Origin of the sequence: Streptomyces sp. NBC_00691, assembly GCF_036226665.1 — a bacterium.
Taxonomy (GTDB): Bacteria; Actinomycetota; Actinomycetes; order Streptomycetales; family Streptomycetaceae; genus Streptomyces.
This window is the reverse complement of record NZ_CP109007.1, coordinates 7,470,108-7,482,663: the sequence shown is the minus strand read 5'-3', so window position 1 is coordinate 7,482,663 and position 12,556 is coordinate 7,470,108. Positions and strand designations below refer to the sequence as shown.

At 71.7% G+C, this 12,556-nt stretch carries 11 protein-coding genes; 6 read left to right on the top strand and 5 right to left on the bottom strand.

What is annotated here, in order from left to right:
* Positions 1 to 18 precede the first annotated feature (18 nt).
* Positions 19 to 840 carry a VOC family protein gene (locus OG392_RS33695; protein ID WP_329285815.1) on the top strand — a complete coding sequence of 274 codons (822 nt, stop codon included), beginning with the start codon at positions 19 to 21 and terminating at the stop codon, positions 838 to 840.
* Between the two features lie 148 nt (positions 841 to 988).
* Here the strand turns inward: OG392_RS33695 and OG392_RS33690 are convergent, their stop codons facing one another.
* Positions 989 to 2,455, bottom strand: a complete 1,467-nt coding sequence (locus OG392_RS33690) for an MFS transporter (RefSeq protein WP_329285814.1) — start codon at positions 2,453 to 2,455, stop codon at positions 989 to 991.
* Positions 2,456 to 2,579: 124 nt separating this feature from the next.
* Between OG392_RS33690 and OG392_RS33685 the strand changes: the two genes are divergently transcribed.
* On the top strand, positions 2,580 to 3,047 hold the full coding sequence (locus tag OG392_RS33685) for a MarR family winged helix-turn-helix transcriptional regulator (protein WP_329285813.1): 468 nt from the start codon (positions 2,580 to 2,582) through the stop codon (positions 3,045 to 3,047).
* Positions 3,048 to 3,066: 19 nt separating this feature from the next.
* On the opposite strand, the gene OG392_RS33680 is transcribed toward OG392_RS33685, so the two are convergent.
* Together OG392_RS33680 and OG392_RS33675 are read right to left on the bottom strand one after the other, a co-directional pair.
* Positions 3,067 to 3,207: a hypothetical protein gene (locus OG392_RS33680; RefSeq protein ID WP_329285812.1), complete on the bottom strand. Its 141-nt coding sequence runs from the start codon at positions 3,205 to 3,207 to the stop codon at positions 3,067 to 3,069.
* Positions 3,204 to 3,428 carry a DUF2568 domain-containing protein gene (locus tag OG392_RS33675; RefSeq protein WP_329285811.1) on the bottom strand — a complete coding sequence of 75 codons (225 nt, stop codon included), beginning with the start codon at positions 3,426 to 3,428 and terminating at the stop codon, positions 3,204 to 3,206. The genes OG392_RS33680 and OG392_RS33675 overlap by 4 nt, the downstream gene beginning before the upstream one ends.
* 237 nt (positions 3,429 to 3,665) lie before the next feature.
* Here OG392_RS33675 and OG392_RS33670 point away from each other — a divergent pair, with 237 nt between their 5' ends.
* The gene (locus OG392_RS33670) at positions 3,666 to 6,686 is read left to right on the top strand and encodes a carbohydrate binding domain-containing protein (RefSeq protein WP_329285810.1); all 3,021 of its coding nucleotides are present in this window, start codon (positions 3,666 to 3,668) and stop codon (positions 6,684 to 6,686) included.
* 49 nt (positions 6,687 to 6,735) lie between these two features.
* Here the strand turns inward: OG392_RS33670 and OG392_RS33665 are convergent, their stop codons facing one another.
* Both OG392_RS33665 and OG392_RS33660 read right to left on the bottom strand, forming a co-directional pair.
* Positions 6,736 to 7,302 (bottom strand): TetR/AcrR family transcriptional regulator, encoded by a 567-nt coding sequence (locus OG392_RS33665; RefSeq protein ID WP_329285808.1) that lies wholly within the window; start codon positions 7,300 to 7,302, stop codon positions 6,736 to 6,738.
* A 7-nt stretch (positions 7,303 to 7,309) separates the two neighbouring features.
* Complete coding sequence (locus OG392_RS33660) at positions 7,310 to 7,672, bottom strand: DUF1304 domain-containing protein (RefSeq protein WP_329285807.1); 363 nt, start codon at positions 7,670 to 7,672, stop codon at positions 7,310 to 7,312.
* 266 nt (positions 7,673 to 7,938) lie between these two features.
* Between OG392_RS33660 and OG392_RS33655 the strand changes: the two genes are divergently transcribed.
* From OG392_RS33655 to OG392_RS33645, 3 genes are all read left to right on the top strand, one after another.
* Positions 7,939 to 9,726, top strand: a complete 1,788-nt coding sequence (locus OG392_RS33655; protein WP_329285806.1) for a S8 family serine peptidase — start codon at positions 7,939 to 7,941, stop codon at positions 9,724 to 9,726.
* Between the two features lie 206 nt (positions 9,727 to 9,932).
* Positions 9,933 to 10,850, top strand: coding sequence for an AurF N-oxygenase family protein (locus tag OG392_RS33650; RefSeq protein ID WP_329285804.1), 918 nt, complete (start codon positions 9,933 to 9,935; stop codon positions 10,848 to 10,850).
* 33 nt (positions 10,851 to 10,883) lie between these two features.
* Positions 10,884 to 12,542 (top strand): FAD-dependent oxidoreductase, encoded by a 1,659-nt coding sequence (locus OG392_RS33645; RefSeq protein ID WP_329285802.1) that lies wholly within the window; start codon positions 10,884 to 10,886, stop codon positions 12,540 to 12,542.
* Positions 12,543 to 12,556 lie beyond the last annotated feature (14 nt).

Here is a 12,556-nt window from a genome sequence, read left to right as displayed (position 1 = left end):
GAACAGGAGGTGGTGCCGGTGTCGGGGCCGACGACCGGAGAGGTGGTGGGAGCGCCGTGCTGGCTGAGCCTGACCGCGCGGGATCTCGACGCGGCGGAGCGCTTCTACGGGGCCGTACTGGGCTGGACCTTCCGGCGGGACGACGGCGGGGACCGGGAGTACGCGGTGGGCCGGCTCGGTGAGCAGCCCGTGGCCGTGATCGCCGCGGTGGCGACGGAGCTGTCCGTGCGGGTGGCGTGGACGGCGTTCTTCACGGTGGACGACGTGGACCAGGCGGTGGCGCGGATCCGGGAGCGCGGCGGCACGGTGGGGGTGGGGCCGGTCGGCTACCCGCCGCACGGGCGGGCGGCGCTCGCCGCCGACCGCGAGGGTGCGGCGTTCGGTGTCTGGGAGGGGCGGACGGAGAACCGTTCGAACATCGGCATGGACTCGGCTCCGGCCTGGCTGGAGCTGCACACTCGGGACGCGTTCGAGGCGGCGGTGTTCTACGGGGAGGTGCTCCGCTGGGCGGACGAGGCCCCGGCCGGTTTCGAGGTCTCGTACGAGCAGGACAAGGTGGTGCTGCGCCGGGACGGGGCGGCCGTGGCCCGGCTGAACAGCGGGCCGGTCGAGTCCGGCTCGCCCCGGCCGCAGCTGCGTCCGCGCTGGCTGGTGCGGTTCCGGGTGCCGGATCCGGAGGCGGCGGCGGTGGCGGTGGTGGCGTACGGCGGGACCGTCGTGCCCGGCGGCGACTGGGGCGGGGTGCGCGGTCCGGAGGACGTCGACGGGCGCCGGGTGGTGGTGGTCCGGGACCCGGAGGGCGCGCTCTTCGCCCTGGAGGCGGCGGAGACCAAGGGCTGACCGGGAGGCGCCGGAGAACGGTGGGCGCCCGAGCCCGTGGGGCGGCGCGGGCCGGTGGGCGCCCAAGACCTTGGGCGCCGGGAACGGTGGGCGGCGCGGGTCCGGGAAGAGACCCGGGCCCGCGCCGCCCGCCGTTCGGTCGGGTCGCTCAGGCGGCGGCCTCGGTGGCGGCCCGCGGCGCGGCCCCCGGTTCCGTGCCCGCCGGGTCGCCGGCCGGTGCGGCGGCGGCCCGGCCCGGGATGAACGCGGCGACGGCCGCGGCCACCAGGCCGACGCCGCAGCCGATGAGCATGGCGACGCGGAAGCCGTCCTCGGACGGCAGCGCGTGGCCGCCCAGGGTGGTGGTCATCTGGGCGAGGACGACACCGATGACGGCGGCGGAGACCGAGGTGCCGATGGACCGCATCAGGGTGTTGAAGCTGTTGGCGGAGGCGGTCTCCTCCTGCGGGACGGCCCCCATGATGAGCGCCGGCATGGCCCCGTAGGCGAGCCCCACACCGGTGTTGCAGATGAGGGTCACGACGAGCAGGCCCCAGGTGGTGCCCATCAGGGCGAGCGAGGAGCCGTATCCGACGGCGATGACGAGGGCGCCGACGGAGAGCGTGACCTTGGGGCCGCGGGCGGCCGAGAGCTTGGCGCCGAGCGGCGCGAGGACCATCATCATCAGGCCCGCGGGGGCCATCCAGAGGCCCATGGCCATCATCGACTGGCCGAGCCCGTAACCGGTCGCCTCGGGCAACTGGAAGAGCTGCGGAACGACCAGCGACTGCGCGTACATGGCGAATCCGACGAGGACCGACGCCAGGTTGGTCATCAGGACGACCGGTCGGGCGGTGACGCGCAGGTCGACGAGGGGGTCACGGGTACGCAGCTCCCACCGGCCCCAGGCGAGCAGGACGACCACGGCGACGGCGAGGAGACCGAGGGTGGTGGCGCTGCCCCAGCCCCAGGTCGCGCCCTTGGAGACGGCGAGCAGCAGGGCGACGAGCCCGACGCCGAGGCCGAGCGCTCCCGGTACGTCGAATCGGCCGGGCGCGGCGGCGCGGCGGCCCGCGGGTGCGACGCGCCAGATCAGGACGCCGACCACGACGCTGAGCGCGGCGGCGACCCAGAAGAGGACGCGCCAGCTGGCGTTCTCGGCGACGGCCGCGGAGAACGGCAGACCGAGGGCGCCGCCGACGCCCATGGAGGCGCTCATCAGGGCGATGGAGCCGCCGAGCTTCTCGGGCGGGAGGATGTCGCGCAGCAGGCTGATGCCGAGCGGGACGACGCCCATCCCGAGGCCCTGGAGACCGCGTCCGACGATCATCGGGACGACGGAGGAGGCGAGCGCGCAGACCACCGAGCCGACGACCAGCGGGATCACCGAGACGAGCAGGACGCGTCGCTTGCCGAGGGTGTCGCCGAGCCGGCCGGCCACCGGGGTGGCGACGGCACCCGCGAGCAGGGTGGCGGTGATCACCCAGGAGGCGTTGGACGCGCTGGTGTCGAGCAGCTTGGGGAGGTCGCCGATGAGCGGCACCACCAGTGTCTGCATGAGTGCGGCCACGATGCCCGCGAGCGCGAGGACGCCCACGACGCCTCCGGGTCGGGCGTCGGGCTTGGTGCCGTCCACGTGTTCTCCCTCGATCGTCCACGGCGGTCGTCCGCCATGGCTCCATATGCATGGTGCACATGTATGGTGTCATACACAAGTCATGCATGATGCACATTCGATCACGGCGAGGGACAATGGCCTCATGGACAAGCCCGAGGACAAACCCCTTCACCTGGTCGAGTTCGAGACCATGCTGCTCGGTCGGCACGCCCATCTGTACGCGCCCCGCTCCCGGGCCGCCGGCGGCCACCTGGACCGCAGCGCGTACGTCCTCCTGAGCCGCATCCGGATGCACGGGCCGATGTCCATCGGGCAGCTCAGCGAGGCCTTCGGGCTCGACGCCTCCACCCTCAACCGTCAGACCGCGGCGATGCTGCGCGCCGGGGTCGTGGAGCGCATCCCCGACCCGGAGGGCGGGATCGCCCGCAAGTTCCGCATCACGGAGGAGGGCGAGCGACGCCTGGAGGCCGACCGGAACTCGAACATCGAGGGACTCGACCGGGTCATGGAGCACTGGTCGCCGGAGGACGTGGCCCGCTTCGCGGGCTTCCTGGAACGCTTCAACCGGGACATCGAACGCCTGGAGGGGCGTCCCTGGCCCCGCCCCTGAGGGGGTGTCACCGAGCGGTTCAGGCCGCCGCGCGCGCCCGGCGGTCCATCGTCGCGAGTGCGGTGTTGAGCACGGCCACGACGGCGAAGGCGACCGCTCCGCCCTGACGCCCCAGGGCATGGAGCGCGACCGCGGCGGCGCCGAACACCAGCGCCTTCACGGCGAGGACGCCCGCGACCGGTAGGCGCACCCGCGCCTTCGGCGCGGCGAACAGCCCCACAGGACGGCCGCCGCCGCGGGCGTGGCGACGGCGAGGAGGAGGCGCGGGGCCAAGCTCTCCGCGCTCTCCCAGCCCCACCACGCGAGCAGGGCCAGCGCCGCGACCTCCAGGAGGAAGGCCAGCCCCTCGTTCAGCACGTACAAGGGCGTGGGGAGCTTCATCGGTTGCCTTCCTTCACCGCGGGCGCGGCCGACAGAGGCGCCCACTTTCCCACACGTCCGTACGCACGTCCGTACGTCCGCACTTCTGCCGAACCTCTTTACGCGGCAGTCGCGCGACGATACGTTCCGGCCACGCAAGATGTTTCTGCAAGTTTCCGACAGCGTTTCCAAAGAGCTTCGACTCCCGTCCGGGGCAGAGCTCTGCCCGGTGACGCACGGACCCGCCTGGAGACTCGGATGACTCGCTCCGCCGGACTGACACCCCCTCACCGACGGTTCCCCCTACGCTCGTCGGCCGCCCTGGCGGTCGCCGCCGGCGTCCTCGGCCTGGTGACCGCACCGTCCGGGGGCCCCGCCCCGGACTCCGCCCCGCGTACGGCCCCGGCCGCCGCCACGGCCGAGAACACCACGACGGTCTTCTACTGGACGAAGACCAGGAACTGGCCTCGGTACAACCTCCATTGGGCCCCGGACGGCGGCTCCTGGACCACCGTCCCCGGGGTGGCCATGGAGGCCGCCTGTACCGACTGGGTGAAGAAGACCGTCTCCCTCGGTACGGCCACCGGCCTCCAGGCGACCTTCAACAACGGCGGCGGCACCTGGGACAACAACGGGGGCAAGAACTACGCCCTCGGCACCGGAGCCCTCACCGTCAAGGACGGGGTGATCGCCCACTCCGACCCCTGCGCCGGAACCGACCCCGAACCGACGCCGACGCCGGGCGCGAAGGCCACCGTCTACTACTCGACGGAGGCGCTGGGCTGGTCGACCGCCAACCTCCACTACCAGCCGGCCGGTGGCGTCTGGACCGCGGTCCCCGGCGTCGGCATGCAGTCCGCCTGTGCCGGCTGGTGGAAGCGGGAGGTCGACCTCGGCACCGCCACCTCCCTCAAGGCCGCGTTCAACAACGGCAACGGCACCTGGGACAACAACGGCGGCGCCGACTACACGATCGGCACGGGCGTCAGCACCGTACGGAACAACACGGTGACGGCGAACGCGACCGACCCGTGCGCCGCCGAAGTGCCCGACACCCAGGCCCCGACCGCCCCCACCAAGGTGACCGCCGCCGCGGACGGCACCGCGGTCCTGCTCACCTGGGATCCCGCCACCGACAACGAGGGCGTGACGAAATACCAGGTCACGCGGGTCGGCGGCAGCGGTGGAACCGTGGTCACCGATGTCGGCTCCACCGTGTTCTCCGACACGGGCCTCGCCGAACGGACCGCCTACACCTACACGGTGAAGGCGGTGGACGCGGCGGGCAACGTCTCCGCCGCCTCCTCGCCCGCGACGGCCACCACCGGCGACAGGCCGGCGAATCCCGCCACCGGGAAGCCGCTCGGCACCGACCCGCGCAAGGACCCGATCTACTTCGTGCTCACGGCCCGCTTCAACGACGGCGACCCGTCGAACAACCGCGGCGGCAGCCAGCACGTCAAGTCGGGCAACGCCGCCAACGACGACCCCATGTTCCGGGGCGACTTCAAGGGCCTCGTCCAGAAGCTGGACTACGTCAAGGGCCTCGGCTTCTCGGCGATCTGGGTGACCCCCGTGGTCCTCAACCGGTCCGACTACGACTACCACGGGTACCACGGCTACGACTTCTACAAGGTCGACCCGCGCCTGGAGTCGGCCGGCGCCTCCTACCAGGACCTGATCGACGCCGCCCACGCCAAGGGCATGAAGATCTACCAGGACGTCGTCTACAACCACTCCTCGCGCTGGGGCGCCAAGGGCCTGTTCACACCCACCGTGTACGGCGTGCGGGACAGCCAGTGGAGCTGGTACTACGACGAGAAGCAGCCCGGCCTCGAGTACGACGGCCTGACGATCGACGCGAAGACCGGCAAGTCGTACTACAACGGTGACCTGTGGTCGACGGCCGAGCCGGCCGGGAACACCTGCCTCAACTGGGGCAAGCCCACCGGCGGCAAGAGCGCCGAGGGGTACACCCTCTACAACTGCCAGTGGCCGAGCCCGACGTCCGGGATGTTCCCGAAGGCCCTCTTCCACCAGTGCTGGATCGGCAACTGGGAGGGCGAGGACTCGCGTTCGTGCTGGCTGCACGAGGACCTGGCGGACTTCGACACCGAGAACCCGACCGTCCAGAACTATCTGATCGGCGCCTACGACAAGTACATCGACATGGGCGTGGACGGTTTCCGCGTCGACACCGCCGTGCACATCCCGCGCACCACCTGGAACCGCCGTTTCCTGCCCGCCATCCAGGAGCGGGTGACGCGGAGCCACGGCGCGGAGGCCGCGAAGAACTTCTTCGTCTTCGGCGAGGTCGCCGCCTTCGTGAACGACAAGTGGAACCGCGGCTCGGTGAACCACTCGGCGCAGTTCTTCACCTGGAAGGAACGCAAGGAGTACGACGCGGACGACGCCAAGGCCGCGCTGGAGATGTACGACTACGAGCAGCAGCAGGGCACCGGCAGCCAGCCCACCTCCACCAACGCCTTCCTGAACGGCAACAGCTACCACACGCCGGACCACAGCCGCTTCTCGGGCATGAACGTCATCGACATGCGCATGCACATGAACTTCGGTGACGCGTCCAACGCCTTCTTCAACGGCAAGGACTCGGACGACAGTTACAACGACGCCACCTACAACGTCGTCTATGTCGACAGCCACGACTACGGCCCCAACAAGTCGAGCGAACGGTACGCGGGCGGCACCGACGCCTGGGCCGAGAACATGTCCCTGATGTGGACCTTCCGCGGCATCCCCACGCTGTACTACGGCTCCGAGATCGAGTTCCAGGCCGGCAAGAAGATCGACTGCGGGCCGTCCTGCCCGCTGGCCACCACCGGCCGCGCGTACTTCGGCGACCACGTCGCCGGCTCGGTCACGGCCTCGGACTTCTCCCAGGTCTCGGCGGCCTCCGGAGCGGTCGCCACGACGCTCGCGCAGCCTCTGGTCAAGCACGTGCAGCGGCTCAACCAGATCCGCCGGGCGATCCCGGCCCTCCAGATGGGCCAGTACTCCACGGAGGGCATCTCGGGCGGCATGGCCTTCAAGCGCCGCTACACCAGCGGGAGCACGGACAGCTTCGCCCTGGTCACGATCTCGGGCGGGGCCACGTACACGGGCATCCCGAACGGCACGTACACCGACGCGGTCACCGGCGACGTGAGGACCGTCACCGGCGGCACGCTCTCGGTCGGCGCACCGGGCAAGGGCAACGTGCGGGTGTACGTCCTGAACGGTCCCGGCAGGATCGGCACGGCGGGCCCGTACCTGAAGTAGGCCGACCGTCCGGGCGATCACCGCCGGGGTGGTACGGGCCCTGCCCGTGCTACCCCGGCGGTGTGCGGTGGAGGGTGACCAGCAGGCGCCAGACCTGGTGGGCGATCCGGTCGGAGTCGCCCTCCACGAGGCCGTGCAGCCAGTCGGCGAGGACGCCTCCGAAGGTCGCGGCCACGGCCGAGGCGATCAGCTCCGGCTCGGGGGCCCCGGCCAGACTGCGCTCGTGGAGGCTGCGGGCCCGCAGGTCCTCGTGGAGCACGAGGCCGAGCGGTCCGCCGCCGCCCGGGCGCAGCAGCGCGCGGTAGAGGCCCGCGTGCGGGGCGAGTTCGGCGAGGAAGCCGAGCAGCGCGGGCGGCGGGGACGCCGGGTCGGGGGTGCCGCGCCAGGCGTGCAGGGCGTCCACCGCGTCGCGGACGACATCGGCGCAGGCGTCGACGGCCAGGGCTTCCAGGTCGCCGTAGTGGACGTAGAAGGTGGCGCGGCCGACGCCGGCCCGGCGTACGAGGGTGGCGATGGTGACGTCGGCCAGCGGGCGCTCGGCGCACTCGTCGAAGAGGGCCCGGCGCAGCTTGGCCCGGGTCCTGGCCGCCCGGGGGTCTCCCGGTGTCGCGGTCACGGCCGGGTCACCGGCTCAGCAGGACGGCGCCGAGGGCGAGGGCGCCCGGCAGCGCCTGGGCGACCAGGATGCGGCGGTTGGCGGTGACGCCGCCGTACAGACCGGCGATGACGACGCAGCCGAGGAAGAAGACCTGGACCCGGAAGCCGGTCGGGTCGTCGGCGATCAGGCCCCAGACGAGTCCGGCGGCGAGGAAGCCGTTGTAGAGGCCCTGGTTCGCGGCGAGCGGCGCGGTGGCGCGGGCCATGTCGGCATCGAAGCCGGAGAGTCCGCGCCCCGGGCTCTTCTCCCACAGGAACATCTCCAGAACCAGGATGTAGGCGTGCAGGGCGGCCACCAGGCCCACCAGCACGTTCGCCGTCGTCTCCACCGTCGTCTCCTCCGTGTACAACCTGTCCCGGCTTTCCTGGACAGGTGTCCACTATATCTGGACACTCGTCCAGAAAATGACCGCTCCCGGTCAACAGTGCGTAACGCGAACAGGCTTCTCGGACTGAACGCTTCCTTCCGCCTCGCGACTCTGGGATCTTGCGTCCACCCCACACATCACAGGGCCCGGCGGGCGCCACCCGCGCCACCGGGTCATCGGAGGACGCATTGTTTTCCCTCATATCCAGCCGGTTGAGAACGTCGGCCATGGCCGCCGCGGCGCTCGGTACGACCGTGGCGCTCGCCGCTCCCGCGGGATTCGCCCAGGCAGCACCGAACGACACGGAGCCCGTCGCGGCCCGTGCGGCGGGGGCGGCGCGGAGCACCACCACGACGACACCGGCGGCGGCTCCGGCCGCCTGGGCCGCGGGCACCCGCGCGTACCTGGTCATCACGGCCCCGGGCGGCACCTCGGCGGTCAGCGGCGCGGTCACGAGCAACGGCGGTTCGGTCTTCGCCGCGTACGACGCGATCGGCGTGATCGTGGCGCACTCGACGTCCACGTCGTTCGCCTCGGCGATGCGCACCGTGAGCGGTGTCCAGCAGGTCGGCGCGACCCGCACCTCGGACGTCCCCGCCGACGCCTACAGCCCGGCACTCCCGGCCAACCCCTCGCAGTCGGCGACCACGCTCACGGAGTCGAACCGCTGGGACATGACGCAGATCAAGGCCGACCAGGCCTGGGCGGTCACCACCGGTTCGGCGACGGTGAAGGTCGGCGTCCTCGACACCGGCGTCGACGACCAGCACCAGGACATCGCGCCCAACTTCAACGCCGCCGACTCGGCCTCCTGCGCCTACGGCAAGGCGGACACGCGCGCGGGTGCCTGGCGTGACGTCGGCACCCACGGAACGCACGTCGCGGGCACGATCGCGGCCGCCAAGAACGGCAAGGGCGTCATCGGCGTCGCGCCGGGCGTGAAGATCTCCTCCGTCCGCATCGCGGAGCCGACCAGCAGCCTGTTCTTCGCGGAGAACACCGTCTGCGGCTTCATGTGGGCCGGTGACCACGGCTTCAAGGTCACCAACAACAGCTACTACACGGACCCGTGGCAGTTCAACTGCCCGGACAACGTGGACCAGGCCGCCATCATCGAGGGTGTCCGCCGGGCGCAGGCGTACGCCGAGGGCAAGGGCTCGCTCCAGGTGGCCGCCGCCGGCAACTCCAACTACGACCTGGCGAACAAGACGACCGACTCCGAGAGCCCCAACGACTCGACCCCGGTCACCCGCACCATCACCAACGCCTGCATCGACATCCCGACCGAGCTGCCGGGCGTCGTGACCGTCGCCTCGCAGGCCAGCGGCGGTGCCAAGGCCTCGTACTCCAACTTCGGCAACGGCGTGATCGACGTCGCCGCGCCGGGCGGTGACGGCTCCACCCAGGTGTACTCGACGCTGCCGGGCGGCAAGTACGGCAACATGAGCGGCACGTCGATGGCCTCCCCGCACGTGGCGGGTGTCGCGGCGCTGATCGCGAGCGCCAACCCGACGTTCACCCCGGCGCAGATCCGGGACCAGCTGGGCGTCCAGGCCACGGACCGCGCGTGCCCCTCGGACACCCGCTGCAAGGGCACCACGACCAAGAACGGCTTCTTCGGCGAGGGCGCGGTCGACGCGCTGAAGGCCGTCGGCGGCAGCACCCCGCCGCCCGGCGCGTACTTCGAGAACCTCACCGACGTGACGATCGCGGACAACGCGACGGTCGAGAGCCCGATCACGGTCAGCGGTGTGACGGGCAACGCGCCGGCCACGCTCAAGGTCGGCGTGGACATCAAGCACACCTACATCGGTGACCTGAAGGTCGACCTCGTGGCGCCGGACGGCACGGTCTACACGGTCCACAACCGGACGGGCAGCGGTACGGACAACATCGCCCAGACGTTCACGGTCAACGCTTCGGCGGAGGTCGCGAACGGGGTCTGGAAGCTCCGTGTGAACGACAACGCGAGCCAGGACACGGGCAGGATCGACGCCTGGAACCTGACCTTCTGACACTGGGGCCACCGCTTCACGCGACCCTCCGACGGGGCCGGAACCCACTGGGTTTCCGGCCCCGTTCGCATGCCCGCGGGAAAAAATCCGTACCGGGGGGTAGGCCTGCCGGGGAGCCTTGCTATACGTTCCGTCTAACAAGCTTGCTAGACGCTACGTCTAATAAGTGCCCGAACCGCCGATCGCGCGATCCAAGGAGCCGCACCATGGCAAGCAGCACCGTTCGCCCGGACCACGAGGACCGTGACGTCACCGACTCGGACGTCGCCGAGCGGCTGCTCCGGTCGGCCGCCAAGCTGTCGTACGACCCCGCCGTCGAGGTCGACTGGGACACGCCCCTGGACAAGGACTTCCACGGCCAGAGCCCCGAGTGGAACTCCCTCTACGGCACGGACTACTGGAACGAGATGACCGAGGAGCAGCGCAAGGAGCTGACCCGGCAGGAGACCGCCTCGGTCGCCAGCACCGGCATCTGGTTCGAGATGATCCTCCAGCAGATGGTGCTCCGCGACATCTACCTCATGGACCACACCGACCCCCGGTTCCAGTGGGCCCTCACCGAGATCGCCGACGAGTGCCGGCACTCGATCATGTTCGCCCGGGGCTCCGAGAAGCTCGGCGCGCCCGCGTACCGGCCCAGGCGGGCCGTCCTCGAACTCGGGCGCTTCATGAAGACCGTCGGCTTCGGCGAGGCCGCGTACGCCGGCATCCTGGTCGCCGAGGAGGTCCTCGACGTCATGCAGCGCGACTGGATGCGCGACGAGCGGGTCGTCCCCTTCGTCCGCACCATCAGCAACATCCATGTCGTCGAGGAGTCCCGGCACATGAAGTTCGCCCGGGACGAGACGCGCCGCAGCCTCGCCCGCGCGAGCCGGGCCCGCCGCCACTTCCAGGCGCTCGTGGTCGCCATCGCCGCGTACTACATCATCACCAGCCTGGTGAACCCGGAGGTGTACGTGCGGGCCGGGCTCGACCCCGAGCGGGCCCGCCGCGAGGCCGCCGCCAACGCGCACTACAAGGCACAGCTGCGCGCCAGTTGCTCCGGACTGATGGAGTTCCTGGCCGACGTCGGGATGCTGACCCGGCCCGCGCTCTTCTTCTACCAGCGCGCCCACCTGGTCTGACCCCACCGAGCCGAGCAGAGCAGAGCCGACGACATGACCTACGCGATCACCCAGACCTGCTGCAACGACGCCACCTGCGTCGCCGTCTGCCCGGTCAACTGCATCCATCCGACGCCCGAGGAACCGGACTTCGGCACCACGGAGATGCTGTACATCGACCCCCGGGCCTGCATCGACTGCGGCGCCTGCGCCGACGCCTGCCCCGTCGACGCGATCTTCCCGGCGGACCGGCTCACCGGACGGCTGCGGGAGTACGAGGCCGTCAACTCCGCTTACTACGCCGGCCGGTCGCCCGCACCGGCCCTCGCCTCCCCCAACTTCCACCCGTGGGGCGAACCCTCGTTCCCCCGCTCCCTGCCCGCCGACTTCGGCGCGCTCCGGATCGCCGTCGTCGGGACGGGGCCCGCGGGCATGTACGCGGCCGAGGACCTCCTCCTGCACACCGACGCCGAGGTCACCCTGATCGACCGGCTGCCGGTGGCCGGCGGACTCCTGCGGTACGGCGTGGCACCGGACCACCCGGCGACCAAGGGTGCCGGGGAGGCCTTCGCCCGCTTCCACACCCACCCCCGGGTCCGGATGCGGCTGGGGGTGGAGATAGGCAAGGAGGTCACCGTCGAGGAACTCGCCGCGCACCACGACGCGGTGGTCTACGCGGTGGGCGCGCCCTCCGACCGACGGCTCGGCATTCCCGGCGAGGACCTGCCGGGCAGTGTCTCGGCGACCTCCGTCGTCTCCTGGTACAACGCGCATCCCGAGACCGGCGCGGACGCCGTCCGGCTCGCCGCCGAGCGCGTCGTCGTGGTCGGCAACGGCAATGTGGCGCTCGACGTCGCCCGGATCCTCGTCTCGGACCCGGACGACCTCGCCGGTACGGACATCGCCGACCACGCCCTCGCCGCCCTGCGCGGCACCCGCGTGCGCGAGGTGGTGCTGCTCGGCCGCCGGGGCCCCGAGGACGCGGCGTACACGAACTCCGAACTGCTCGCCCTCAAGCACCTCCCGGGCGTGGACCTGGTCGTCGACGACCGCGACCCGCGCACCGGCGCGAGCGTGGACGCGGCGGCGGACGGGGAGAAGGCCGCACTGCTGCGGGGCGTCACGCGGGAGACGGTGGACTGGGCGCGGACCCCGGCGGCGGACCGGCGCCGGATCGTGCTCCGCTTCCACTCCGCCCCGGTCGAGGCCGTCGGCACCGACGCCGTCCGCGCGGTCCGGGTCACCGAGCACGGATCGCCGTCCGGTACGGAGATAGGGGCGGGTCTCCTCGTCCGGGCGATCGGCTACCGGGGGGTGCCGCTGGCGGGGCTGCCCTTCGACGAGGCGACCGGCACGGTGCCGCACGAGGCCGGACGGGTGGCCGGGCTGCCCGGCGGCTACGTCGTCGGCTGGATCAAGCGCGGGCCCTCCGGCGGCATCGGGGCCAACCGGGCCTGTGCGGAGGAGACCGTCGGGACACTGCTCGCGGACGCGGTCGCCGGTGCGCTGCCGAAGCCGACGGGCACGGCGCGGGAGTTCCGCCGGCTGGCGCGGAGGCGGAGCCGCCATCTCGTCGACGCGCGCGGTCTCGCGGCGATCGACCGGACCGAGCGGGCGAGGGGGGAGGACGCGGGCCGGCCGCGGGTCAAGCTCGCCACGGTGCCGGAGCTCGTGGCGGCGGCGCGGAGCGCTCGGCGACGTCTGAAGGCCTGAGGGCCGGGAGGGCC

What these genes read in the sequence shown, in the direction of transcription:
- OG392_RS33675 (WP_329285811.1), bottom strand. Translation starts at nt 3,428, where the DNA reads ATGAAGCTCCCCACGCCCTTGTACGTGCTGAACGAGGGGCTGGCCTTC.
- OG392_RS33645 (WP_329285802.1), top strand. Translation starts at nt 10,884, where the DNA reads ATGACCTACGCGATCACCCAGACCTGCTGCAACGACGCCACCTGCGTC.
- OG392_RS33650 (WP_329285804.1), top strand. Translation starts at nt 9,933, where the DNA reads ATGGCAAGCAGCACCGTTCGCCCGGACCACGAGGACCGTGACGTCACC.
- OG392_RS33655 (WP_329285806.1), top strand. Translation starts at nt 7,939, where the DNA reads ATGGCCGCCGCGGCGCTCGGTACGACCGTGGCGCTCGCCGCTCCCGCG.
- OG392_RS33670 (WP_329285810.1), top strand. Translation starts at nt 3,666, where the DNA reads ATGACTCGCTCCGCCGGACTGACACCCCCTCACCGACGGTTCCCCCTA.
- OG392_RS33685 (WP_329285813.1), top strand. Translation starts at nt 2,580, where the DNA reads ATGGACAAGCCCGAGGACAAACCCCTTCACCTGGTCGAGTTCGAGACC.